This is a genomic window from Promicromonospora sp. NPDC059942 (assembly GCF_042731755.1).
Taxonomy (GTDB): domain Bacteria; phylum Actinomycetota; class Actinomycetes; order Actinomycetales; family Cellulomonadaceae; genus Promicromonospora.
Window position 1 is genome coordinate 18,067 of record NZ_JBHWLR010000002.1, and the last position, 23,837, is coordinate 41,903.

The 23,837-nt window shown below is 74.5% G+C and carries 20 protein-coding genes; 11 read left to right on the forward strand and 9 right to left on the reverse strand.

Annotated elements, in window-relative coordinates:
• Nucleotides 1-31 precede the first annotated feature (31 nt).
• The gene (locus ACFV9Q_RS02685) at nt 32-823 is read left to right on the forward strand and encodes a helix-turn-helix domain-containing protein (protein ID WP_377233022.1); all 792 of its coding nucleotides are present in this window, start codon (nt 32-34) and stop codon (nt 821-823) included.
• Here ACFV9Q_RS02685 and ACFV9Q_RS02690 read toward each other — a convergent pair.
• The 8 genes from ACFV9Q_RS02690 to ACFV9Q_RS02725 are packed head-to-tail and all read right to left on the reverse strand — an operon-like array spanning nt 820 to nt 12,299.
• A complete protein-coding gene (locus ACFV9Q_RS02690; protein ID WP_377233023.1) occupies nt 820-2,901 on the reverse strand; it encodes an FAD/NAD(P)-binding protein in 2,082 nt (693 codons plus the stop codon). The two genes, ACFV9Q_RS02685 and ACFV9Q_RS02690, sit on opposite strands and share 4 nt — an antisense overlap.
• A complete protein-coding gene (locus ACFV9Q_RS02695) occupies nt 2,898-4,892 on the reverse strand; it encodes a hydantoinase B/oxoprolinase family protein (RefSeq protein WP_377233024.1) in 1,995 nt (664 codons plus the stop codon). The genes ACFV9Q_RS02690 and ACFV9Q_RS02695 overlap by 4 nt, the downstream gene beginning before the upstream one ends.
• 3 nt (nt 4,893-4,895) lie before the next feature.
• A complete protein-coding gene (locus tag ACFV9Q_RS02700; protein ID WP_377233025.1) occupies nt 4,896-7,034 on the reverse strand; it encodes a hydantoinase/oxoprolinase family protein in 2,139 nt (712 codons plus the stop codon).
• 3 nt (nt 7,035-7,037) lie between these two features.
• Nucleotides 7,038-7,862, reverse strand: a complete 825-nt coding sequence (locus tag ACFV9Q_RS02705) for an ABC transporter permease (protein ID WP_377227750.1) — start codon at nt 7,860-7,862, stop codon at nt 7,038-7,040.
• Entirely contained in the window at nt 7,855-8,730 is an 876-nt protein-coding gene (locus ACFV9Q_RS02710; RefSeq protein ID WP_377233026.1) for an ABC transporter permease, read from the reverse strand. The genes ACFV9Q_RS02705 and ACFV9Q_RS02710 overlap by 8 nt, the downstream gene beginning before the upstream one ends.
• A gap of 1 nt (nt 8,731) precedes the next feature.
• Complete coding sequence (locus tag ACFV9Q_RS02715) at nt 8,732-9,766, reverse strand: ABC transporter ATP-binding protein (protein WP_377233027.1); 1,035 nt, start codon at nt 9,764-9,766, stop codon at nt 8,732-8,734.
• Nucleotides 9,766-10,890 carry a PotD/PotF family extracellular solute-binding protein gene (locus ACFV9Q_RS02720; RefSeq protein WP_377233028.1) on the reverse strand — a complete coding sequence of 375 codons (1,125 nt, stop codon included), beginning with the start codon at nt 10,888-10,890 and terminating at the stop codon, nt 9,766-9,768. The genes ACFV9Q_RS02715 and ACFV9Q_RS02720 overlap by 1 nt, the downstream gene beginning before the upstream one ends.
• Nucleotides 10,887-12,299: an amidase gene (locus ACFV9Q_RS02725; protein WP_377233029.1), complete on the reverse strand. Its 1,413-nt coding sequence runs from the start codon at nt 12,297-12,299 to the stop codon at nt 10,887-10,889. Before ACFV9Q_RS02725 ends, ACFV9Q_RS02720 begins: the two co-directional genes overlap by 4 nt.
• 191 nt (nt 12,300-12,490) lie before the next feature.
• On the opposite strand from ACFV9Q_RS02725, the gene ACFV9Q_RS02730 reads away from it, so the two are divergent.
• From ACFV9Q_RS02730 to ACFV9Q_RS02770, 9 genes are all read left to right on the forward strand, one after another.
• Nucleotides 12,491-13,885 (forward strand): aminotransferase class I/II-fold pyridoxal phosphate-dependent enzyme, encoded by a 1,395-nt coding sequence (locus ACFV9Q_RS02730; protein ID WP_377233030.1) that lies wholly within the window; start codon nt 12,491-12,493, stop codon nt 13,883-13,885.
• Between the two features lie 77 nt (nt 13,886-13,962).
• Entirely contained in the window at nt 13,963-14,763 is an 801-nt protein-coding gene (locus ACFV9Q_RS02735) for a DeoR/GlpR family DNA-binding transcription regulator (RefSeq protein ID WP_377233031.1), read from the forward strand.
• A 294-nt stretch (nt 14,764-15,057) separates the two neighbouring features.
• The gene (locus ACFV9Q_RS02740; protein WP_377233032.1) at nt 15,058-16,431 is read left to right on the forward strand and encodes an ABC transporter substrate-binding protein; all 1,374 of its coding nucleotides are present in this window, start codon (nt 15,058-15,060) and stop codon (nt 16,429-16,431) included.
• 9 nt (nt 16,432-16,440) lie between these two features.
• Nucleotides 16,441-17,385: a carbohydrate ABC transporter permease gene (locus ACFV9Q_RS02745; protein ID WP_377233033.1), complete on the forward strand. Its 945-nt coding sequence runs from the start codon at nt 16,441-16,443 to the stop codon at nt 17,383-17,385.
• A complete protein-coding gene (locus tag ACFV9Q_RS02750; protein ID WP_377233034.1) occupies nt 17,382-18,200 on the forward strand; it encodes a carbohydrate ABC transporter permease in 819 nt (272 codons plus the stop codon). The genes ACFV9Q_RS02745 and ACFV9Q_RS02750 overlap by 4 nt, the downstream gene beginning before the upstream one ends.
• Before the next feature lie 20 nt (nt 18,201-18,220).
• On the forward strand, nt 18,221-19,717 hold the full coding sequence (locus tag ACFV9Q_RS02755) for a mannitol dehydrogenase family protein (protein ID WP_377233444.1): 1,497 nt from the start codon (nt 18,221-18,223) through the stop codon (nt 19,715-19,717).
• A gap of 40 nt (nt 19,718-19,757) precedes the next feature.
• Nucleotides 19,758-21,215: a serine hydrolase domain-containing protein gene (locus tag ACFV9Q_RS02760; RefSeq protein WP_377233035.1), complete on the forward strand. Its 1,458-nt coding sequence runs from the start codon at nt 19,758-19,760 to the stop codon at nt 21,213-21,215.
• Complete coding sequence (locus tag ACFV9Q_RS02765) at nt 21,212-22,252, forward strand: sensor histidine kinase (protein ID WP_377233036.1); 1,041 nt, start codon at nt 21,212-21,214, stop codon at nt 22,250-22,252. The genes ACFV9Q_RS02760 and ACFV9Q_RS02765 overlap by 4 nt, the downstream gene beginning before the upstream one ends.
• Nucleotides 22,249-22,905: a response regulator gene (locus ACFV9Q_RS02770; RefSeq protein ID WP_377233037.1), complete on the forward strand. Its 657-nt coding sequence runs from the start codon at nt 22,249-22,251 to the stop codon at nt 22,903-22,905. Before ACFV9Q_RS02765 ends, ACFV9Q_RS02770 begins: the two co-directional genes overlap by 4 nt.
• A 25-nt stretch (nt 22,906-22,930) precedes the next feature.
• Here ACFV9Q_RS02770 and ACFV9Q_RS02775 read toward each other — a convergent pair whose 3' ends face one another.
• Nucleotides 22,931-23,110 (reverse strand): CsbD family protein, encoded by a 180-nt coding sequence (locus ACFV9Q_RS02775; RefSeq protein ID WP_377227764.1) that lies wholly within the window; start codon nt 23,108-23,110, stop codon nt 22,931-22,933.
• 185 nt (nt 23,111-23,295) lie between these two features.
• Here ACFV9Q_RS02775 and ACFV9Q_RS02780 point away from each other — a divergent pair, with 185 nt between their 5' ends.
• A complete protein-coding gene (locus ACFV9Q_RS02780; RefSeq protein WP_377227765.1) occupies nt 23,296-23,715 on the forward strand; it encodes a DUF4383 domain-containing protein in 420 nt (139 codons plus the stop codon).
• The last annotated feature ends 122 nt before the right edge of the window (nt 23,716-23,837 follow it).

Below are 23,837 nucleotides of genomic sequence, written 5' to 3' on the forward strand. Positions count from 1 at the left end.
GCGTACCGTCCCCGGGAGAACGGAGGAACCGATGGCCGCACTGGCGCAATACCCGACGAAACCCACCGCGGAGCATGCCGCGGAATGGCTGCTGCTCGCGGATGTGGTCAGTGAGGCTCCCGTTCCGTTATGGGTCATCGGACCTGAAGGATCCGTGGTCGTCGCGAACAGGGCAGCGGTCTCTTTCCTCGGCTACCGGAACGAGCTCGATCTCGTGGGTGGTCCCAGTCATGAGCTGCTCCACCGCAACCGGCTCGACGGGACCGCATATCCACCCGACGAGTGTCCGATCATCTGCGCTCAGGGACTGGAGCATCAGGGCCAGGAATGGTTCGTGACGCGTGCGGGAGACCCACGCCCGGTGCACTGGTCGACGAGAAGGCTCCACGACACGGGTGCCACGGTCCTGAGCTTCATGCCCACCGCTCCCGACGCCGTGCGGCACCGGGCTGAGGAGCGTCTGCGTGACTCGGCGCCGGCGTCCGCCCGCCCCCGGTCGCGGGCAGTGCTGCGCGACGGGCTGTACGCGATCATCCACGAACGGTTCGCGGACCCCATGTTCTCCGTGGCCGACCTGGCCGCCGAGGCGCACGTCTCGGTGCGATCGCTTCAGGCCCTGTTCGCGGACGTCGGGCGATCACCCGCGTCCGAGGTGCGGCGGATCCGTCTCGAGTTCGCGCACGGCATGCTGGAACGGGGGCACGGCGTGCAGACGGCGTGCCAGCGCTCCGGGTTCCTCGACCCGGGGTCCTTCGGACGGGCCTTCCGTCGGCGCTTCGGCTACGCCCCGAGCCAGGTGCGCCCGACGGCGGCGAGCGGCTAGAGCCGGTCTGACGGGCCGGCCTCGGGCAAGACGACGCCGAGGATCCGCGCCGCCGCGACGTCCGCCCCCGCGAGCAGCGGGGACGGCACGCCCGGGCTCGCGCCGATCGCGGAGCCGCGCTGGACGGCCTCGGCGGGGATACCGAGCACGACGACGCGGTCGTCGGCGGCGCCCGCGGCGTCCACGAGCGCGCAGCCGTCCCTGGTCACGTCGAGGCTCTCGGAGGCGACCGTGCCGCCCGCCGCCGTGGGCAGCGGGTGGCGGCGCGCCCGACCGGAGTCGAGCAGGGCGCGCAGCAGCGGGTCGTCGGTCGGGCTCACGGCGCCCCGGTGCATCCGGGTCTCGATCAGCGCCCGGGTGCGGACGGCGTCGCGCACCCTGCTGCGTGCGACGAATGCGCCGTCCTCGACCTCGATGCCGGTGTTCTCGCCGAGCAGCTCCACGACGCCGGCCCGGACGAGCGCGAGGAGCTGGGCGGTCCGCCGTGGGGGAGGGCCCGAGGCGAGTGCGAGGCCGAGCGGGATCAGCACGCCCTCGCCGAATGCCTCCAGGGACGCGCCGTCGACGACGCCCGCCCGCGTGAGCCGGGCGACCTCGCCGCGCAGCGTCTCCATGGCCTGGTTGACGCGGGCGCGCGGGGACGTGAGCGGGGACGACACCGACTCCTGCTCGTCGCGCACCCAGCCCTCGACCCACGCGGGCCACGCCGACGGGTCGACGAGCGGCGGCCGGTCCGCGCGCGCCGGGTCGACGGCGTCCGCGGGGTCGACGACGAGGGCGGCGGCCGCGCGCACCGGGTCGGCGGACTGCTCCAGGAGTTCCGCGATGCCGTCCGGCGTCAGGCCCGGGCGCAGGGCGGACGGCCGGTGCTCGGCCAGCGCCGTCAGGTGGGCGAGCACCAGCTCGGCGGACAGCAGCGGCCAGACGTCACGCGCCAGGTCGAGCACGGGCCGCCCGCCCGCGCGGGCCGCCAGGGCGGCGAAGCGCTCGCGCGTCGCGATCCGCGCCACGTAGGGCGTGGGCAGCCCGTCGGCGAGCGCGCCCTTGCCCCGGTACGGCAGCCCGCGCCGCGATCCCGCGAGCAGGTGCGGTTCGTTGCCGCTCGGGACATAGCGCAGGGCGGCGCCCGCGTGGGGACCGTCGGCGCCGCCGTCGTCGCAGGGGCGGCCGGACGCGTCGGTCGGCGCACCGGTACCGGCGTCGACGAACCGGCCGCCGCGCCCCACGGTCAGTAGTGCGAGCACGTCGAAGAAGTTGGCGCCCAGGCCCGCGACCAGTACGTCCTCGCCGGCGGGCACGGCGTCCCAGTCGCGTTCGGCGGGCATGCCCGGCTCGACGTAGACCAGGCCGTGCGCGCGGGCGGCGTCGGCGAACCGCTCGGTGCGGGCGGAGCGCCTGGCCTGGATCATGCCCTGCGCGAGCACGACGACGGGGGTGGTCAGGATCGCCGGTTCGACGACGGCGCTCGGGGCGGGCGGCCGAGCGGAGGCGCTCGCAGCGGCCGGGCGAGCGGAGGCGCTCGCGGCGGCCTGTTCCGCGAGCACGACCTCCCGTAGGCCGAACCCCGCCGCGCGCACGTCCACGACCGTGCCGTGCACCGGCACCACCTCGATGCTCCCGCGCCGCGCGGCCTCGTCGAGCTGGTCCAGGTAGTAGGCGCCCTGGAGCCGCCGGGTCGGGTACGAGCCGGGGCCGAGCCCGCGCGCCTCGTCCCGGGCCCAGTCGGTGCCCGGGCGGGAGTCGGTGTCCGACGCCGCAGCGTGCGCCCAGTCGACCAGGTCCGGCCCGGCGACGACGGGCCCGGTCATCGGCGTGGAGGCGTCGGCGTGCACGGTGGTGCGCGCCGCCCACGTGTTGTTCAGCAGCAGCGGGGACTGGTCGGTACGCCAGGTCGCCCCGGCGCCGACCTCCACCCGGTCGACGACGGCGATCCGCAGCACGGGAAGCGTCCCGTCGGGTGCCGCGCCCGAGGGCGCGTCCGGCCGACGCCGGGCGGCGAGCCGGGCGACGACGGCGACGGCCCGCGGTCCGCCGCCGACGATCACGGCGTCGAACGGCATCATGTGTGCGTCGCTCACGCGGCGCCGGTCACGTCCGCCACGGCTTCCGCGAACGCATGCTCCGCCACGACGAGCGCCTCCTCGGACGCGGCCACGCCGGGGAACCGGTCGGGCAGCCCGGCCAGCACACCCCCGAGGATCTCCCGGCGCCGGGCCGCGCGCGTCGTCGTCGGCAGCGTGCGGAGGTAAATGTCGAGCCGGTCGGCGAGCGCGGAGGGGAAGACCCGTTCCCAGCGTTCGCGCTCGGGGCCGAGCGAGTGTGCCCGGCCAACCTCCGCCGCAACGGAACGCCCCGTCCGTTCCGCCGCGGTCGCGGCGACGTCCAGCACGCCGTCGCGCACCACGACCCCGTACGCCTCCAGCGCCGCACCGGGAGTGACGAGCCCTGCGGCGACATCCGCCAGCACGGCCGCCTCGTCCCGCTCCAGCGGGTCGCCGTAGCCGCCCGCGCCGGAGGTGCGCAGCACCACGCGGTCGCCGGCGCGCAGCGGGTGCACGTCCACGACCGACAGCCGCCGCTCGTCGGCGCGGCCCTCGTTGACCACGAGCTCGGTCAGCGCGCCGGGCCGCCCGCCCGCGAAGCCCCAGGGCCGGAACCGCAGCCGCTCCAGCCCGCGGGCCAGCAGCCCGCCGTCGGTCAGCGCCTCGAACTCCAGCTCCAGGCCGGAGCCGCCGCGCCACCGTCCGGCGCCGCCGGAGTCGGCCCGCAGGGCGTAGCGCAGCACGCGCACGCTCACGTTCGCCTCGACGGTCTCGACCGGGTTGTTGGAGAGGTTGGAGATGCCGGAGTCGCGCCCGTCCGCGCCGTCGGCGCCGTGCCGCGCCCCGGTGCCACCGACCATCGGCTCGACGACGTCCACGCGGGACCCGTCGGCCGCCGCGAAGACGACGGGCACGACCAGCCCGCTGGACGCCGCGGGCAGTACCTCGGGGGCGGCCTGGACCAGCGCCCCGGACACCACGTCGTTCACCCGCGACGTCGTGGCGTGCCGCACGCCGGTCGCCGCGGTGCCGGTCGCGTTGAGCAGCGTGCCCTCGGGCGCGGTGAAGCCGATGACGTCCATCAGCCCGCCGTTGAGCGGCACGGCCGGGTCGAGCGTGCCGATCAGTGCGAACAGCCGCGTGACCACCCACGAGTGCGCGCGCCCGAACGTCACCATGTTCAGCGCGGCCTCGACCTGCGGGTCGGTGCCCGTCAGGTCGAGGTGCACGGCGCCGTCGTCGACCGTGGCCGTGACCACGACCCGCAGCGGCACGCCGCTCACGCCGTCGTTGTCGAGGTAGTCCTCGAAGCGGTAGGTGCCGTCGGCGAGCGCGCGCAGGGCGCTGCGGGCGCGGGCCGCGCTCTGCTCGCGGGCGAAGGCGCCGACGTCGGCGAACCCGGCCGGGCCGAGGTCGGCGGTGAGCTCGCCGACCCGCCGCCGTCCGGTGTCCAGCGCGGCGAGCATCGCGTGCAGGTCGCCCCGGTTGGCCTCGGGCGTGCGGGAGTTGGCCGCCAGGATCGCCTCGACCTCGGGCACCACGGTCCCAGCGCGGACGTACCGCAGGGGCGGGATCCGCAGCCCCTCGGCGAACACGGAGTCGTTGAGCACGCTCACGGAGGAGGGCACGCGCCCGCCGACGTCGGACACGTGCACGAAAGCCCAGCCGTACCCGACCAGCTCGTCGCCGTCGAAGAGCGGCGCGATCGCGTGCACGTCGGGCAGGTGCGTCGAGAGGCCGCCGGAGAGGTACGGGTCGTTCGTCAGCACCACGTCGCCGGGCGCCAGCGGCCCGCCCGCCGTCGCGGCTTCGATCGCGGGGGTCAGGTCCAGCCCGACGAATCCGGAGACGCCGACGTCCTGCGGGTAGGCGACGAACCGGCCCGACAGGTCGGCCACGGCGCACGCGAAGTCGGCGGCGTCGCGCACGTACAGGCTGCGGCTCGCGCGCCGCAGCGTCAGGCACATCTCCTCGACCGCGGCCTGCAGCCGCGTGTGGGCGACGTCCTTCTCGACCGTCGTCAGCACGGCTCAGCCCTCCTTGTTCTCGGTACCGGCGTTCTCGGTACCAGCAAACAACCGCACCAGGTGCAGGTTCCCGCCGTCGTCGCTCGTCGCGGTCCACCCGGCCGGCACGAGCACCGTCGTGTCCGCCTTCTCGATCACGGCGGGGCCGGTCACCGACGCCTCGCCGTCCGACCCGAGCGTGTGCACGCTCGCCGGACGGGGCGTCCCGTCGTACCGCACGTCCCGCGCGCCCGTCTTCACGAACGCCGCGCCGCCGTGCCCGGAGCGCACCTCGCCGAGGCGCACGCTGACGCTCGCGCGCAGCGTCTCGGCGCGCACCGTCGCAGTGGGGTCCGCGAACCCGTGGACCCGCTCGTGCTGCTCGGCGAAGCGGCGCAGCATCGGCTCGATCTCCAGGCGCAGCGGCTCCGTCGCGCCCGCCTCGGTGGGCCGCTCCGCGAGCACCACCTCCAGCGTGGTCGGCTGGCCCGCGTACCGCAGGTCGGCGCTCAGCGTCACGGTGCCTGCCGCGGCGACGTCCTGCGTGCGCAGCCAGTCCAGTACCTCGCGCTCCAGCCCGGCCGACGCCGCCGTCAGCGCGTCGAGGTTCTCCGGCACGACGGCGGTGCGCACCGTGCGCGCGACGTCGCGCCGGATCGGGGCGATCGCCGCGCCCAGCGCGCAGAAGGTCCCGGCCGCGGCCGGGACGAGCACGCGGCGGACGCCGACCTCGTCGGCCAGCAGCGCGGCATGTGTGCCGCCGGCCCCGCCGAAGGCGACGAACGTGTACCGCTCGGGCACCTCGCCGTGCGCGGCCAGCACGGTCCGCAGGCGTGCGGCCATGCCGACCGACGCGACACGCAGCGCGGCGTCGGTGACGCCGTCGGCACCGGCATCTTCCGCCAGCTCGTCCGCGACCCGCCCGAGCGCCGCCGTCGCGAGGTCCGCGCGCAGCGGGAACGTGCCGCCCAGGAACGTGGCCGGGTCGATGACGCCGGCGTGCACGTAGGCGTCGGTCAGGGCGGGCTGCGTGCCGCCCGCGCCGTACGCGGCCGGGCCGGGCACGGCGCCGACGCTCGCCGGGCCGACGCGCAGCACCGCCCGGGCGCCCGACCGGTCGGCGCTGATCACGGACCCGCCGCCCGCGCCGATCGCGGACACCTCGACCACGGGAGTCATCAGCGGGTGCGGCCCCACGGTGGCGGTCGTGGTCAGGACGGGGCGGCCGCCGCGCAGCACGCCGATGTCGCTGCTCGTGCCGCCCATGTCCACGGTGACCATGTCCGTGCCGGGCCACGCGGTCGCGGCGGCGGACACCCCGCCGGCCGGCCCCGAGAGCACGGTCTGCACGGGACGCCGGATCGCGTCCTCGATGGACACCGAGCCGCCGTTCGACGTGGTGATGTAGACGCGGGCGTCGACCCGCAGGCGACGCAGGCGCTCGCGCAGCGCGGTGAAGTAGCCGGTCATCAGCGGCGTGATCTGGGCGTCCAGGAGCGCCAGCGTGGTGCGCTCGTACTCGCCGGCCTCGGGCCACACCGCGGCGGCCGACGTCACCGGGACGTCCAGGGCGGCGGCCAGCCGGTCGGCCAGGAGCTGCTCGGCCTCGCGCGCGGCGTACCCGCCCACCAGGCTCACGGCCACGACCTCGGGCGCGACGGCGGTCAGGCGCTCCACGAGCCGGTCCAGCTCGGCGTCGTCCACCCCGGTGCCGACGGCGGCGCCGTCCGCGGCGAACCGGTGCGCCACCTCCAGCACGTGCTCGCGCGGCACGACGGGCCGCGCGGGGGTCGCGTGCAGGTCGAACGACCGCGGCATCCGCGCGCGGGCGATCTGCAGCACGTCCCGGTGCCCCGCGCTGGTCACGAGCGCCGCCCGGGCCACGCGGCCCTGGAGGATCGCGTTGAGGCCGATCGTGGTGCCGTGGGCCACCGCCGCGACGTCGTCGACGGCGATCCCGCGCGCCAGGAGCTGCGCCAGCCCTGTCTCGACCCCTTCGGAGGGGTCGTGCGGGGTGCTCGGCACCTTGTGCGTGATCGCGTCGGCGAGCGACCACGAGACGCCGTCGCCGGGGACGGCGACCAGGTCGGTGAACGTACCGCCGACGTCGATACCGATGCGCCAGCGACGACGTCCGGCGGGGACAGCCACGGGGGATGACATGGGTTAGAGGAACCTCGAGACGTGGACGGTGCGGTCGAGCACGGCGATGGTCGCCACGCTGACCAGCAGCAGGAGCGTGGAGACGGCCGCGACGGTGGGTTCGAGCTGGACCTGCACCGCGGAGTAGATGCGCACGGGCACGGTGGCCTCGCCGGCGCCCGCCACCAGCACGGACACCGCGACCTCGCCGAGCGAGATGACGGCGCCCAGGAATGCCCCGGCGACGATCCCCGGCCGCATGAGCGGCACGGTCACGGTGAGGAAGGTGCGCAGCGGCGACGCCCCGAGCGACCGCGCGGCGCGGGGCAGCGCGGGGTCGAGTGCCGCGGCGCTGACCGCGACGACCCGCACGCAGAACGGGAAGGTCACCACCAGGTGCGCGAGCCACAGGCCCTGCGCCGAGCCGACCATGCCGGTGCGCTGGAGCTGGTAGAGCAGCGCCAGGCCGACCATCACGCCGGGCACGGCCATGGGGGACAGGAACAGCAGGCCGAGCGCGCGCCGGCCGGGGAAGTTCCCGGCGCCGACGGCGTACCCGCCGAGGGTGCCCAGCACGACGACGACCGGCACGACGAGCAGCACGAGCAGCAGCGAGTAGCCGAGCGAGTCGAGCCACTGCGCGGAGCCGAACACCTCGGCGTACCAGCGCAGGCTCAGGCCGGACGGCGGGAACCGGAAGTTGTTCCCGGCGTTGAACGAGCTCAGCGCGACGACGGCGAGCGGGAGCAGCAGGAAGGCGCAGACGAGCACCACGGGCACGAGTGTCAGCGCGCGGCGGGCGCGGGCCCGGCCGGCGCCGGTGACGCGAACGACACGACGGTCAGGCACGACGCCCCCTCTCGGCGAACCGGCCCAGCAGGCCGATCAGGCCGCAGACCGCGAGCGTGACGGCCAGGAGCACGAAGCTCAGGGCGGCGGCGCGCGGCTGGTCGAAGGCGACCATGGCCTCGGTCTGGATCCGGAGCCCGGCCAGGGACTGGTTGGCCCCGCCCACGAGCAGCGGCGTCACGTACACGCCCATGCTCAGGGAGAAGACGATCACGGTCGCGGCCACGACGCCCGGGGTGGCCAGCGGCAGCACCACGGAGCGGAACGTGCGCAGCGCGGACGCGCCTAGGTCGGCGGAGGCCTGCAGCAGCCGGTTGTCGATCGCGCCGAGCGACGCGGACAGGGCCAGCACGGCGAACGGCAGCAGCACGTGCACGACGGCGAGGAACACCGTCCACGGCGAGCGCAGCAGCGGCAGGGACTCGTCGATCAGCCCGAGGGCCTGGAGCGTGACGTTGACGGGGCCCTCGCCCGACATGACCACGCGCCAGCCGAAGGACCGCACGACCTCGCTGGTCAGCAGCGGGGACAGGGTGACCACGAAGACCAGGGACTTGCCCACGCCCGACGTCGAGCGGGCGAGGTACCAGGCGAGGGGGAACGCCAGGACGAGGCACGTGACGCTGACCCGGACGGCGAGCCAGAGACTCTCGACGACCGAGCCCCACAGGTAGGGCGTGCCGAAGACCTCGGCGTACTGCGCCCCGGTGAACCCGGGCAGCACGTTGTTCATCTGGTCGGTGGGGCGCAGGCTCAGCAGGAGCAGCCCGACCAGCGGCACCAGGAACGCGACCACGACGAAGGCCGTGGGCACGATCGCGGCGACGTGGCCGCGCAGGTCGCGGGAGCGGGTGCGGGTGGCCGGCACGTCAGGCCGCCCCGAGCGGCAGGAGGGCGTCGTCGGACCACGTGAGCCCGACGCTCTCGTCCTCGGCGAAGCGGCGTCCGCCGTCCGCGGGGCTCGCGAGCAGCTCGGTGCCGTCCGTGGTGCGCAGGCGGTACTCGTACCGTTCGCCGGCGAAGCCGACCGAGAGCACGGTCGCCGCCGCGGCGTCCCCGCCCGGCTCGACGACCCGCACGTGCTCGGGCCGCAGCGCGACGGTCGCGCCCGCGGAACCGAGCCGGACCGGCCGCCCCAGCACCGTGGGCCCGCCGTCGCCGTCCGCCACCGGCAGGAGGTTCGCGGCGCCGACGAAGTCCGCGGCGAACCGGGTACGCGGGGTGCGGTACAGCTCCTCGGGGGTGCCGAGCTGCTCCAGGTCGCCGTGCGCGAGCAGCGCGACCCGGTCGGACAGCGCGAGCGCCTCCGCCTGGTCGTGCGTGACGAACACGGTGGTGGTGCCGACCTCGCGCTGCAGCTCGCGCAGCTCGTGCCGCATCTGGCGGCGCAGCTTGGCGTCCAGGTTGGACAGCGGCTCGTCGAGCAGCAGCACCCGCGGCCGCGTGACCAGCGCGCGGGCGATGGCGACGCGCTGCTGCTGGCCGCCGGAGAGCTGCTGCGGGTAACGGTCCGCGTAGTCGACCAGGTCGACCAGCCGCAGGGCGTCGCGCACGCGCTCGGCCCGCTCGTCGCGCGGCACGCGCCGCGTGCGCAGCCCGTACTCCAGGTTGCGCCGCACCGTCATGTGCGGGAACAGGGCGTAGCTCTGGAACACCAGGCCCGTCTCGCGGCGGTTCGGCGCCACATGGGTGACGTCCTCGCCGTCGATGACGACGGTCCCCGTCGTCGGCGCGACGAACCCCGCGAGCACGGACAGGAGCGTCGACTTGCCGCAGCCCGACGGACCGAGGACCGAGAGGAACTCGCCCGCCTCGATCGTCAGCTCGTCGAGCTCCAGCACCGGGTCGCCGCCGTACCCGACGCTGAGCCCGCGGATCTCCACGCGGCCCTGGGTCGCAGTCATCAGCCGAAGATCTCCTGCCAGCGCGCCTGCAGGTCCGGGAGCTGCGGGGTGATGGCCTCGTAGTCGACCCACACGAAGTCGTCGTACGCGCCCTTGCCGCTGGTGATCTGCTCGTCGAACTGCGCGGGGTACTCGTTCTGGTCGTTGGAGGCGGCGTACCAGGTGCCCTCGGAGAAGACGGGCTGGTACTCGCTGGAGGCGACGTAGTTCAGGAACGTGTAGGCCAGCTCCTCCTCCTGCGTTCCCTCAGTGACGAAGAGCGAGGTCAGGGCGCCCACGGAGCCCGAGGCGGGGTAGGCGAAGCCGATGGGCTCGCCCGCGTTCTGCTGCACGAACGCGCGGCCGTCCCAGTGCGCCGCGACCCAGGCGTCGCCGTTCGAGAGCGCGGTCTCGACGCTCGTGCCGTCGGCGGGGAAGGTGGAGGCGCAGTCCTTGAGGGTCTCGAGCTGCTCGAACGCGGCGTCGACGTCGTCCGGGTTGGTGATGCTGCCCCCGGCCTCGTTGATCAGGCCCGCGACGAACTCGACGCCCGTGTTGAAGGTCAGCGGCGAGACGGCCACGTGCCCGCAGTAGGCCGGGTCGAGCAGGTCGGACCAGTCGGTCGGCGGCTCGTCGACCTTGTCGGTGCGGTAGGCGATGCCGGTGGAGCCCACGGTCAGGGGCACGCCGTACTGGGTGCCGCCCACGTTGCTCTGCTCGGCGAGCACGGTGTTGAGCTGGTCGAACTGCTCGATCCGGGCGGTGTCGAGCTCGGCGACGACGCCCGCCGAGACGGCGCTCGGGATGACGTTGGGCGTGAACGCGACGACGTCGTAGGCGGGCGTGCCGCCCTTGGTGGAGCGCAGCGCGGTGAGCCAGTCGGCGGGGCCGCCGGGCACGAGCTCGACGGTGGCGCCGGTCTCCTCCTCGAACGGCTCGACGAAGGCCTTGGCGAACGACTCGCCCCAGGAGCCGGCGTACACCGCGACCTTGAGGGTGCGGCCCGACAGGTCGCCGCCGGCGGCGTCGCCGCCCGCGTCGTCCGCGGAGCAGGCGGCCAGCGAGCCGGTCAGGGCCAGGGCCGTCGTCACGGCGAGGGTGCGGGTCAGGGGCCGGGCGGTCCGGCGCGTGGAGCGGGAGGTCATCGTGTTCTCGTTCCTTCGGGGTGGTGGGGCGGCAGGCGGCGGTCCCAGGCGTAGTGCCCTTCCAGGACGGCGCCGAGCCGGAGCAGGAGGGCCTCGCCGCCCTGCGGGGCGACGAGCTGCGTGCCGAGCGGCAGGCCGTCGTCGTCCAGGTGGGTGGGGAGGGTCAGGGCGGGGGTGCCGAGCACGCTCGGCACGGTGGTGAACGCGAGCGTGCGCTCGTACACGACGGAGTCGCGGGACGGCGCCTGCCGGGTCAGCTCGTCCAGCACGACGCCGGTCGCGGGCACCCGGGTGGCGGTCGTGGGGGTGAGGACGACGTCGGCGGCGCCGAACAGGGCCTCGGTGACCGTGCGGGCCAGGGCGCGCATCCGGACGGCCCCGCGCACGTACTCGGCCGCGCCGAGGGTGTCGGCCCGGTCCATCACGCGGTGGATGTACGGCTGCAGGAGCTCGGGATGGTCCAGCGGCGTCTGCCGCAGCCACGCCGGGATGACGACGCCCGGGTACAGGTCCATGAGCTCGGCGCCCTCTTCCGGGGCGTCGAGCGCGACGACCGTGTGCCCCAGGGAGCGCAGCACGGCCGCGACGTCCTGCACCGCGGCGACGCACGCGGCGTCGACCTCGATGCGCGGGTCCCAGGAGCGGGTGAGCAGCCCGACCCGCAGCGGGTCGGGCGCGTGGTCCAGCAGGGCGAGGTAGTCCGGGGCGGCGGGGCCGCGCGACCAGGCCAGCGGGTCGGGCGCGGCCAGGTGCGTCACGACGGCGGCCGTGTCGGCCACGGTGCGCGTGACGACGCCCTCGGTGGCGCCGCCCTCCCAGCCCTGGACGCGCTGGGGGAGCAGGCCGCGGCCGGGCTTGAGGCCGACCAGGCCGCAGAACGCGGCCGGGACCCGCAGCGAGCCGCCGCCGTCGCTCGCGAGCGCGACGGGCACGATGCCGGCGGCCACGGCCGCCGCAGAACCGCCGCTGGACCCGCCCGGCGAGCGGGTCAGGTCCCACGGGTTGTGCGTGACGCCGGAGCGCGGGCTCTCGCAGGACGTGGTCATGGCCAGCTCCGGCGTGGCCGCGCGCCCGAGCTGGACGAAGCCGGCGGCGAACGCCGCGGCGGGCAGCAGGTCGGTCGACGGCGCGGGCGTCTCGTCGATCGCGAGGGAGCCGCGGGTCCACGGCTGGCCCTGGACCGCGAACGTGTCCTTGACCGTGATCGGCACGCCGGCGAACGGCGGCAGGTCCGCGCCGGCGGCCCGCGCGCGGTCGACGGCGTCCGCGGCCGCGAGCGTCGCGGCGTCGTCGCGCCACACGAGGGACCGCACGGCCGGGTCGACGGCGTCCGCCCGGGCGAGGGCGTGCTCCGCGACGGAGCGCGCGCTCTCGCGACCGGAGCGGATCCGGTCGGCCGTGTCCACCACACCCATATGTGATGGAAGATTCATGATCACGGGTAGACGTTAACCACGGCGGGCCGATCGCTCCAAGCCGATCCCCGTGCCGTCCGCCTGGTGAGACAACGGCTGCGCGCGGATGGAAGGTGGTCGCGCGACCCTGCGCTCGCCTGATATACATCTGGATGATAAGTGCCGGAACAGACTGACGAGGGGCGATGACGACCACAGGACCCGACGCCGCGAGTACCACCCCGGGCACGCCGTCCGACCTGATCGCATCGGTGCGCGGGTTGTCCGGCCCGGCGCTCGCCGAGCAGCTCACCGCCTGGATCGAGCAGGGCGTGCTCGCGCCGGGCACCCGGCTGCCCACGATCGAGGAGGTCGCCACCGCGTCCGGCCTCGGCCGCTCGACCATCGCGGGCACCTGGTCCCTCCTGGTCGACCGCGGCCTGGTCACCACGCGGCGGCGCGGCGGCACCATCGTGGCCGGCCCGGCCAGCGCGCCCCTGTGGCCGCGCGCGGGGGAGCCGCCCGTGTTCGACGGCTGGTCCTCGGTGGACCTCTCGTCCGCGCACCCCACGACCGACCGGCTGCCCGACCTGCTGGAGGCCTTCGCGCACAGCCTGCGCGAACCCCAGACCAACTCGCTGCGCCGCGAGGCGATCACGCCCGCGCTGCTCGACGCCGTGCGCCAGGACTGGCCGTTCGACGCCGCCGAGTGGGTGACCGTCAGCGGGGCCGGCGAGGCCACGCTGCTCACCGCCGAGGCGGCCACCGCGCCGGGCGGGCTGATCGCCGTCCAGGAGCCCGCGGTCTCCGGCACCATCGGCAACCTGCGCTCCGTCGGCTTCGACGTCGTCGGCGTCGCCTCCGACGCCTCCGGCCCGCTCCCCGGCGCGCTGGAGCGCGCCCTGGCCGCCGGTGCGCGCACCTTCGTCTACCAGCCGGGCGGGGAGTTCACGCTGGAGGGCGCCGTCACCGCGCCGCGGCTCGCCGAGCTCGCCGACGTGCTCACGAAGCATGCCCCGGACGCCTGGGTCCTGGAGGAGGACGTGCTCGGCCCGCTGGCCCCGGTGCGGCCGCTCAGCCTGGGCGAGCTGCTGCCCGGCCGGGTCGTGCGGATCACGTCCTTCTGCCGCGCCTTCGGGCTCGACCTGCGCACCACCGTCGTCGGCGGGGCGCGCGACGTGGTGCTCGGCGTGCGCCGCCTGCGCAGCCACGGCATCCTCGCCCAGAGCCGCATCCTGCAGAACGCGCTCGCGTACCTCCTGGCCAACCCCGGTGTCGGCAGCCTCGTGACGGACTCCGGCCGCTGGTACGCGGAACGCGGCCGGGACCTGACCCGGGCGCTCGCCGCGCGCGACGTGCGCACCGCGACACCCCCGGGCGGCCTCGTCGTCTGGCTGCGCGCCGAGAACGAGGACGAGGCCCTGGTCGAGCTCGGGGCGCGCGGGATGGTGCTCACACCGTCGTCGCGCACGTTCGCCACGCCGCCGCGCCCCGCCTGGCTCCGCGTCGCCACGCCCCAGATCCCGGCCGACCCGCAGCGGGTCGAGGAGCTGGCCGAGGCGCTCGCGGGCGCCGCACGGGGTGCGCTGCTGGCGGGCTGACCTGCGACCGGGGGTTCCGGGATGTCGCGGCAAGCGGCAGAATCGGGGGCCCAGGAGCCCGACGACGGGAGCAGGCGATGGCGCTCGACGCGTCCGGTGCGGTGCCGGCGAGCGCCGTCCGGCAGGCCGCGCGATCCGCGGAGCTGCTCGCCCTGGTGCGGCGGCGCGGCCGCATCGAGGTGAGCGAGTCGGCTCGGATGCTGTCCGTCTCGCAGGAGACGGTGCGCCGCGAGCTGCGCAAGCTGGAGGCCCAGGGCCTGGTGCGGCGCAGCTACGGGCTCGCCTTCCCGGTCGAGACCAGCTCGTTCGAGACGGCGCTGTCGCAGCGCCGGGAGAGCTTCCCGGAGGAGAAGGCGCGGATCGCCGCCGAGGTGGCGCGGCGCCTGGGGGAGGCGCGGACGATCTTTGTCGACGAGGGGTTCCAGCCGCTGCTCGCGGCGCGGGCCCTGCCGACCGACCGTGAGCTCACGCTGGTCACGGCGTCCCTGCCGGTCGCGACGGAGCTGTCGGCCCGGCCCAACGTGCAGGTGATCATCATCGGCGGGCGGGTGCGGGGCAAGACCCTGGGCGTGGTCGACGGCGCCGCCGTGGACATGCTGCGCACCTTCCGCCTCGACCTCGGGCTGATCGGCGCGAACGGGGTGACCGTTGAGGACGGCCTGACCACGCCCGACCCGGCGGTCGCGGGCGTGAAGGCTGCCGCGATCGAGGTGAGCCGGCGCCGGATCTTCATCGGGGCGCACCACAAGTTCGGCGTGACCAGCTTCGTGCGGTTCGCCGGCCTCGACGACTTCGAGGCGATGATCACCGGCACGCAGCTCGGCGCCGCGCGGGCGCGCGCGTTCCACGCGGCCGGGGCGGAGATCGTCCAGGTCTGACGGCGTGACCGGTCGACCCCTCGGGACCAGCAGTTCGTGCCCGGTGCGGGATGCGTTTTCCCCGGCGACGGCGCGGTGTAGAACCGGGCAGAACGGACCCCGGCGCCGGCCGCGTCGCCCCAGGTGAGCCGCGCGCGCCCCGCCGTCGGGCCCCCGGACCCCACCGCGCTGTGCGATACCACAGTCTCGCTGACCGTTTGGGTTTCACCCTCGTTGACCCGGTATGCGGCCCGGCCCACGATGTGCGGCACCACGACACCTCACGACGACGTGACCAGAAGGGTCGAAGCAATGATGCTCACGAGAACTGCGCGCCGCCAGGCCGCGCCCGCCGGCCTCGCGACCGCGGCGCTCGCGCTGGCGCTGACCGCCTGCGCCGGAGCGGGAGGCGGCGGTAACGGCGACGCCGCGGGACAGGACGGCGGTCCGGTCGAGCTCACGCTCGCGACCGTCAACAACCCGCAGATGAAGGACATGGAGGAGCTGAAGTCCGCCTTCGAGGAGGAGCACCCGGACATCACGGTGAACTTCATCCAGATGGAGGAGAACGACCTGCGCGACGCCGTCACCAAGGACGTCGCGACCGACGGCGGCCAGTACGACATCGTCACCGTCGGCTCCTACGAGGTGCCGATCTGGGCGCAGAACGGCTGGCTCACCGACCTCACGGGCGACCTCGAGTCCGACGCGGACTACGACGTCGACGACCTGTTCGAGCCGGTCAAGGACGCGCTCACCGTCGACGACTCCCTGTACGCCGTCCCGTTCTACGGCGAGTCCTCGATGCTCATGTACAACAAGGAGCTGCTCGACGCGGCGGGCGTGACCATGCCCGAGCACCCGACGTGGCAGGAGGTCGCGGACATCGCCCGCGAGGTCGACACGGACGACGTCGACGGCATCTGCCTGCGCGGCAAGCCCGGCTGGGGCGAGGTCTTCGCGCCGCTGACGACGGTGGTGAACACGTTCGGCGGGAGCTGGTTCGACGCCGACTGGAACGCGCAGGTGGACCAGCCGGAGTTCGCCGAGGCCGTCCAGTTCTACGTCGACCTGGTCGAGGACGCGGGCGAGGCCGACCCCGTCTCCACCGGCTTCACCGAGTGCCTGAACAACGTGAGCCAGGGCCGGTCCGCGATGTGGGTGGACGCGACGGTTGCCGCCGGCCTGCTGGAGGACCCGGAGTCGTCGCAGGTCGCGGGCAAGATGGGCTACGCCCACGCGCCCGTGGTCGAGACCGAGGAGTCTGGCTGGCTGTGGTCGTGGAACCTCGCGATCCCCGAGACCACGCAGAACCGGGACGCCGCGGTCGAGTTCGTGAAGTGGGCCACCAGCAAGGAGTACCACCAGCTCGTCGGCACGGAACTCGGCTGGAGCCGGGTGCCCCCGGGCGCGCGGAACTCGACGTACGAGATCCCGGAGTACGAGGAGGCCGCGGCGTCGTTCGCGCCCATCACGCGCGACATCATGCTCGCCGTGAACCCCGAGCAGCCGGGTGTCGCACCGCAGTCGTGGACCGGCATCCAGTACGTCACCATCCCGGAGTTCCAGGACCTCGGCAACCAGGTCTCGCAGGACCTGGCCGACGTCTTCGCGGGCCGCAGCGAGCTCGCCCCCGTGCTCGACCGCGCCCAGGACCTCGCCCAGGAGGCGGGCGACGCCCAGAAGTAGGAGGGTCCGATGACCGTTCTGATGTCCGCCCCGACGCGCCGTCGGCCACAGCGGACGACACCCACCGGGGAGCAGAGCCGCCGACGCCGGCTGGCCGTCTCGCGCGCCCTGCTCTGGCCCGCCCTGGCCACCTCGATCGTCCTGACCCAGATCCCGTTCGTGCTGACGATCTACTACTCGCTGCAGCGCTGGAACATGCTGCGGCCCGGCGACCGCGGGTTCACGGGCCTCGACAACTACGTGACCGTGCTGCGCGACGGCTCGTTCCTGTCGTCGCTAGCCGCGACCGTCGCCGTCACCGGCACCTCCGTGGTGGCCTCGACCCTGCTCGGCATGCTGTTCGCCGTGCTGCTCGACCGGAACTTCGTGGGACGAGGCGTGGCCCGCACCCTGATGATCACGCCGTTCCTCGTGATGCCCGCCGCCGCGGCCCTGGTGTGGAAGTGGTCCATCCTGGACGCCGCCACCGGCATGGCCAACTGGGGCCTCGGCCTGGTCGGCCTGCCGCCCGTGGCGTGGAACACCGAGCTGCCGATGCTCACGATCATCCTGGTGCTGACCTGGCAGTACACGCCGTTCGCCATGCTGATCCTGCTGGCCGGGCTCCAGGCGCAGGACCGCGACGTCCTGGAGGCCGCCGCCGTCGACGGCGCCGGGGCGCTGCGCACGTTCGGCTCGATCACGCTGCCGCACCTGCGCCAGTACGTCGAGATCGCGGTGCTGCTGGCCTCGATCATGCTGCTGCAGGTCTTCGACCCGATCGCGATCATGACCCGCGGCACGGGCGGCACCAAGACGCTGTCGTACCTGCTCTACGAGCGGGCGTTCGTCGGCCTGGAGGTCGGCGAGGCCGCCGCGTACGGCGTGATGACCGTGCTCGTCACGATCGTCGTCGCCTCGGTCGCGCTGCGCACCCTCTTCAAGGTCTTCTCCACGGAAGGGATCGACCGATGACCTCCTCGCGCCTTCGAGGGGCCCTGATCACCGCGGTCACCTGGGTGCTCGTGCTCATGTTCTTCTTCCCCGTGGCGTGGATGGTGTTCACGGCCTTCAAGCCCGAGCACCAGGCCGCCACGGTGCCGCCCACCTTCGCCCCCGACCTCACGCTCGACCAGTTCGACGCCGTCTTCGCGCGCGACATGCTGCCGTACCTGATCAACTCGCTCAGCGCGAGCGTCGGGTCCACGCTGCTGGTCCTCGTGCTGGCCGTCCCGGCCGCCTACGCGCTGAGCATCCGCCCGGTCGCCAACGTGCGCGACGCCCTGTTCTTCTTCATCTCCACCCGCTTCATGCCGGTGGCCGCCTCGATCATCCCGGTCTACCTGCTGCTCCAGTCCGTGGGCGGGCTCGACAACATCACCTGGCTGACCATCCTCTACGTGGGCGTCAACCTGCCCATCGCGGTGTGGATGATGCGGTCGTTCCTCGCCGAGGTGCCGCGCGAGGTCATCGAGGCCGCGCAGCTCGACGGCGCCCGCCTCGGCACCGAGATCTTCCGCGTCGTGCTGCCCATCGTGCTGCCGGGCGTCGCCGCCGCGGGCCTGATCTGCTTCATCTTCGCGTGGAACGAGTTCTTCCTCGCGAACCTCCTCACGGCCCAGGTGGCGCGGCCCACCCCGCCGTTCCTGACCAGCTTCGTGGACGGCCGCGGCCAGTTCCTGGCCGTCCTGTCCGCGGCGGCGACCGTCGCCATCGTGCCCGTGGTGCTGGCGGGCTGGATCGCGCAGAAGCAGCTCGTCCGCGGCCTGGCGATGGGAGCGATCAAGTGACGCTGGACCTCGCCGTCCCGCTGCCGGTCCCGCTGCCCGACGCCGGGCCAGACGCCGGGACGGGCGCCGTGAGCCTGCCGCCCTACGACCGCGCCGGCGTCCGCGTCGGGATCGTGCACCTCGGCGTCGGCGGCTTCCACCGCGCGCACCAGGCGCTCGCGGTCGACGAGCTGCTGCGCCGCGGCGAGGGCCGCGACTGGGGCATCTGCGGCGTCGGCCTGCTGCCCGGCGACGCCGCCATGCGCGACGCGCTCCAGGCGCAGGACGGCCTGTACACGCTGGTGACCAAGCACCCGGACGGGCGCCTCGACGCGCGGGTGGTCGGCAGCATCGTGGAGTACCTGTTCGCGCCGGACGACCCGGAGGCCGTGCTGGAGCGCATGGCGCACCCGGACACCCGCATCGTGTCGCTGACCATCACCGAGGGCGGCTACGGGTTCGACCAGGTCACGGGCGAGTTCGACGCGACGGCGCCCGCCGTCGTCGCCGACGCCCGGCCGGGGGCCGTGCCGGCCACCGTGTTCGGCTACGTGGTGGAGGCCCTGGCCCGACGGCGGGCGCGCGGCCTGCCGCCGTTCACCGTGATGTCCTGCGACAACGTGCAGGGCAACGGCGAGAAGGCCCGGACCGTCTTCGCCGCCTTCGCGGCCCTGCGCGACCCGGACCTCGGCCGGTGGGTGCACGACGAGGTCGCGTTCCCCAGCTCGATGGTGGACCGCATCACGCCCGTGACCACGGACGCGGACCGAGCCCTGGTCGCCGAGCGGCTCGGCGTCGCGGACCGCTGGCCCGTGGTGGCCGAGCCGTTCTTCCAGTGGGTGCTGGAGGACGACTTCCCGCTGGGCCGGCCGCCGCTGGAGCACGCGGGCGTGCAGCTCGTCGCGGACGTCGAGCCGTACGAGCTGATGAAGCTCCGCCTGCTCAACGCGAGCCACCAGGCCATCGCCTACCTCGGGTGGCTGATCGGCTACCGGTACGCGCACGAGGCGATGGCGGACCCCGCCCTGGCGCGGTTCGTGCGCGACTTCATGGACCGCGAGGCGACGCCGACCCTGCGGCCGGTCCCCGGTGTCGACCTCGACGAGTACAAGACCTCGCTGGTGGAGCGGTTCGGCAACCCGGAGGTGCGGGACACGCTCGCCCGGCTGTGCGCGGAGACCTCCGACCGCATCCCGAAGTGGCTGGTGCCGATCGTGCGCGAGCAGCTCGGCACCGGCGGCGAGATCGTCCGGTCGGCGGCGATCGTCGCGAGCTGGGCCCGGTACGCCGAGGGGACCGACGAGCAGGGCGAGCCCATCGACGTCGTCGACCGGCTCGCGGACCGGCTCGTGCCGCTCGCCCGCTCGCAGCGGGGCGACGCCGTGGCGTTCCTGCGCAGCCCGGACCTGTTCGGGTCGCTCGTGACCGAGCCGCGCTTCGTCGCGGCCTACCTCGACGCGCTCGGCTCGCTGCACCAGGCGGGGGCGCGCGCGACGCTGGCGGCCCTGACTTTCGTCAGGGGTGGTCCGGACACCTGACAGATGTGTCCGGGGCCGGCCGCTCCCTAGCGTGCCGGACATGGAACACGCACCCCTGACCAGGCATCTCACGGCGGCGCTGCTGACGCTGGGCATCGCGACGGCGGGTATCCCGCCGGCCGCCGCGGCGCCGCCGCCCGCCGCGCCCACCCCCGAGGCGATCGACACCTACCTCGCCGACCTCGCCGAGGCCTCGGGGGTGCCCGGCCTGTCCGCCGTGGTGACCCACGACGACCAGGTGGTCCATGCCGCCGGGTACGGGCACGACGCGGACGGGTCCCCGGTCACCGCGGACACACCCATGCGGATCGCGTCGGTCACCAAGTCCTTCACCGCGACGGCCGTCGTGATCCTGGCCGAGGACGGGAAGATCGACCTCGACGGCAGCGTCACCGACCAGCTCCCGGAGCTGCGGATGGCCGACCCGCGGGTCGACGAGATCACCGTCCGCCAGCTCCTGGACCAGACCTCCGGGCTCGCCGACACGAGCGTCGACGTCGCCGACCTGGCCGAGGCGACGTCCCGCAGCGACTACGTCGCCCGCCTGCACGACGACGCCCTCGCCGCCGACCCGGGCACCACCTACGCCTACTGCAACGTCAACTTCGACCTCGCCGCCCGCCTCGTGGAGGTGGCCTCCGGCCAGGACTTCGGCGACTTCCTGGCCGAGCGCGTGTTCGGGCCGCTCGGCATGACCGGCAGCGCCACCCGCGACGACGTCGTCCGGCCCGCCGACGGGTACAACTCCCTGTTCGGCTGGTGGGTCCGGCGCCCCGAGCCCCGGTGGTTCGACGACACCGGCAGCGCCGGCGTCATCACCAGCGCCGCAGACCTGGGACCCTGGCTGATCAGCCAGACGGGGCACGGCCGCCAGCTCGTCTCCGCCGCCGGCCTGGACGCGATGCACACGCCCTCCGCCGTCGGCGACTACGGCCTCGGGTGGCACACCGAGGACGACGGGACACGCTGGCACTCCGGCTTCGTCATGACGTACCGGGCCGTCGAGTGGATCGACCCGGCGACCGGGTACGGCGTCGCGGTGCTGACCAACGGCGCGGGGCTCACCGACGTCACCCGGACCGCGCTGGACGGGCTGGTCGCGCTGACCCGGGGCGAGGACCCCGAGCCCCCGGCCGGGTCCCGGACGCTCGACCTCGGGCTCGCGGCCCTGCTGCTCGCCTCCGGCGCGCTCGGCGTCGTCGGTGTGCGGCACGCGCCGCGCTGGGCCGCGCGCCGCGCGGGCCGGGCCCGGTGGGCCACCGCGCTGCGGCTGGTGTGGCTCGCGCTCCCCGCCGTCGTCCTCGCGTTCCTGCCGGCGCTCGCGTCCTTCCTCACCGGCGGCCGCACCTTCCCGTGGCCCTCCCTGCTCTACTTCGGGCTGCCCGCGGTGCTGATGCTGCTGGTGGCGGCGCTGGCCGGGCTCGGCGTGCTCGGCGCCCGGCTCGGGGTACTGCTCCGGGGACTGCCCCGACGCAGCCCGGTAGGGTCGGCCGCGTGACCGACCACCGCCCCGACCGCCACGAGGTCGCCGGCGGCGTCGGCCTGGCTGCCCTCGCGGCGCTCGCGGTCCTGAACAGCATCGGGGCCGACGCGCTGCCGCTCTGGCGGCAGCTCGTCTTCCCCGCCCTCGCGCCGCTCGCCTACCTGCACGGCAGGCACCTGCGCGCCCGCGGTACCGCCTGGCTGCTCGCCGGCGCGGCGGTCCTGGCGGCGGCGCTCGCGGTCGTGGACGTCGGCACGGCCGCCACCGCGGCGATGCTCCTGGCCGTCTTCGTCGTGGCGCCGTGGCTGGCGGGTCGCAACCGCCGCCAGCAGGCGGAGCTCGCCCGGCTCGCGGGCGAGCGGGTGGCCCGGCTCGAGCGCGAGCAGGAGCTCGTCGCCCGGAGCGCCCGGGCCGAGGAACGGGCCCGGATCGCGACCGAGCTGCACGACCTGGTGGGGCACGACCTCGCGCTCATCGCGGTCCGGGCCGGGGCGCTGGAGGTGTCCGCCGGCCTGGCCCCCGCCGACCGGCACGCGGACCGCGCGGCGGTCGCCGGGATCCGCGTCACCGCCATGGAGGCCACCGACCGCCTCCGCGGCGTGCTCGGCGCGCTCCGGGACGGGCCGGCCGGGGACGGGCCGCTCGCCCCGCCGCACGAGACGATCGCGGCGCTCGTCGCGCGGGCGGCGTCGGCCGGGCTGGACGTACGGCTGGACGACGCGCCGGACGCGGCGTCCGGCCTCACGGGGAACGGCGCGGGGAGCCTGGCGGAGCAGGCCGCGCACCGCGTGGTGCAGGAGGCGCTCACCAATGCCGCCCGGCACGCGCCGGGGGCCGCGGTGACCGTGCGGGTCCGGCGGGACGAGGACGCGGTGCGGGTCGAGGTGACCGACGCCGGCGGACCGGCGGCGCCGGAACCGGGGCAGGGCGGCAGCGGCCTGCTCGGCCTCGCCGAGCGGGTCCGGCTCCTGGGTGGGACGTTCGGCGCGGGTCCGTCGGGCGACGGCTTCGCCGTGCGCGCCCGCATCCCGGCCGCGCGGGAGGTCGCGTGATCAGGGTCCTGCTGGCCGACGACGACGCCATGCTCCGGGTGGGTGTCGCCGCCATCCTCGGCAGCGACCCCGGCATTGAGGTCGTCGCGGAGGCCGGGGACGGCGCGCAGGCGGTCGAGCTCGCCCGGCGGCACCGGCCCGACGTCGCCCTGCTCGACGTCCGCATGCCGACCATGGACGGGCTCGAGGCGGCAGCCGAGCTGCGGCGCGCGGCCCCGGAGGTCGCGGTCGTCGTGCTGACCACGTTCGACGAGGACGACTACGTCGCCCGTGCGCTGGACGAGGGGGCCGCCGGGTTCCTGCTGAAGGCCGCCGACCCCCGCGAGCTGATCATCGCAGTGCGCGCGGTGGCCGAGGGCGCCGCGTACCTCTCGCCGCGCATCGCGCACCGGATGATCACTGGGTTCCGCACGGGCCTCCCCGCCCGGCGGCGGGAGGCGAGCGACCGGGTGGGCGTGCTGACCCCGCGCGAGACGGAGGTGCTCGGCCTGGTCGGCCAGGGGCTGGCCAACCAGGCCGTCGCTGCCCGCCTGCACCTCTCGGAGGGCACCGTCAAGGCGCACGTCAGCACGATCCTGGCGCGGCTCGGTGTGCGCAACCGGGTGCAGGCGGCGATCCTCGCGTACGAGGCGGGGCTCGTCGAGCAGGCCTGAGGTCCTGCTCAGCCGCCGGCTCGGCTCAGTCGCTCTTCTTGAAGACGTCCTTGACGTTCTCGCCGGCCTTCTTGAGCGAGGCCTTGGCCTGGTCCGTCCGGCCCTCGGCCTCCAGCTCCTCGTCGTCGGTGGCCTTGCCCGTCGCCTCCTTGACCTTGCCGGTCACGTCCTCGGCAGTGTTCTTGAGCTTGTCGTCGATACCCATGACGTCCTCTCCTTCGTTCGGGGACTCCTGGACCTTCACCCTTACCTCGATGTCGCGCACTCGCCACGGCAACGCTTCCGCCCGTGCGCAGAAGTCGCCGTAAACCCGCCCCATCCGGACCTGTGTCGGCTCCGAACCACCTGCGAGAACGCCGAACAGAACGGAGTAACGCCATGACGCAATCCATGTCCTCGACACGCACTCGCGGGGTGTCCCAGTGGCTCGCCCTGACGATCGGCGTGGTCTACCTGCTGGTGGGAGCCGTGGGGTTCCTCGTGACCGGGTTCAGCGGGTTCGCCGAGCACGACCACAGCCAGACGCTGCTCGGGTTCGCGATCAACCCGCTGCACAACATCGTGCACCTCCTGATCGGGGTGGTCGGGATCAGCCTGTGGTCCACCATCGGCAAGGCGCGCACGTTCGGCTGGCTGCTCGTGGCCGGGTACGGCGCGGCATTCGTGTACGGCCTGTTCGCGGTGGGCAACCCCGAGATCAACTTCCTCAACATCAACGCCGCGGACAACGGGCTGCACGCCCTGAGCGTCCTGGCCGGCCTGGCCATCGCGCTCTGGCCGCAGCGCAAGACCGAGGCCGCCGCCTACTAGGCGACGCGTTCGACCGCAGGGGGCTCCGGACGGGGCGGGGGGGGAAGGACGCGACAGGGAGAGCACACAGGAGGGGGGGTGGATAAGGAGGGAAAGGGGGGGGGGCGGGGAGAAAACGAGGC

Coding starts and splice junctions, on each gene's coding strand:
- ACFV9Q_RS02685 (WP_377233022.1), top strand. CDS start 32: ATGGCCGCACTGGCGCAATACCCGACGAAACCCACCGCGGAGCATGCC.
- ACFV9Q_RS02700 (WP_377233025.1), bottom strand. CDS start 7,034: ATGTCATCCCCCGTGGCTGTCCCCGCCGGACGTCGTCGCTGGCGCATC.
- ACFV9Q_RS02715 (WP_377233027.1), bottom strand. CDS start 9,766: ATGACTGCGACCCAGGGCCGCGTGGAGATCCGCGGGCTCAGCGTCGGG.
- ACFV9Q_RS02720 (WP_377233028.1), bottom strand. CDS start 10,890: ATGACCTCCCGCTCCACGCGCCGGACCGCCCGGCCCCTGACCCGCACC.
- ACFV9Q_RS02730 (WP_377233030.1), top strand. CDS start 12,491: ATGACGACCACAGGACCCGACGCCGCGAGTACCACCCCGGGCACGCCG.
- ACFV9Q_RS02735 (WP_377233031.1), top strand. CDS start 13,963: ATGGCGCTCGACGCGTCCGGTGCGGTGCCGGCGAGCGCCGTCCGGCAG.
- ACFV9Q_RS02740 (WP_377233032.1), top strand. CDS start 15,058: ATGCTCACGAGAACTGCGCGCCGCCAGGCCGCGCCCGCCGGCCTCGCG.
- ACFV9Q_RS02745 (WP_377233033.1), top strand. CDS start 16,441: ATGACCGTTCTGATGTCCGCCCCGACGCGCCGTCGGCCACAGCGGACG.
- ACFV9Q_RS02750 (WP_377233034.1), top strand. CDS start 17,382: ATGACCTCCTCGCGCCTTCGAGGGGCCCTGATCACCGCGGTCACCTGG.
- ACFV9Q_RS02760 (WP_377233035.1), top strand. CDS start 19,758: ATGGAACACGCACCCCTGACCAGGCATCTCACGGCGGCGCTGCTGACG.
- ACFV9Q_RS02775 (WP_377227764.1), bottom strand. CDS start 23,110: ATGGGTATCGACGACAAGCTCAAGAACACTGCCGAGGACGTGACCGGC.
- ACFV9Q_RS02780 (WP_377227765.1), top strand. CDS start 23,296: ATGTCCTCGACACGCACTCGCGGGGTGTCCCAGTGGCTCGCCCTGACG.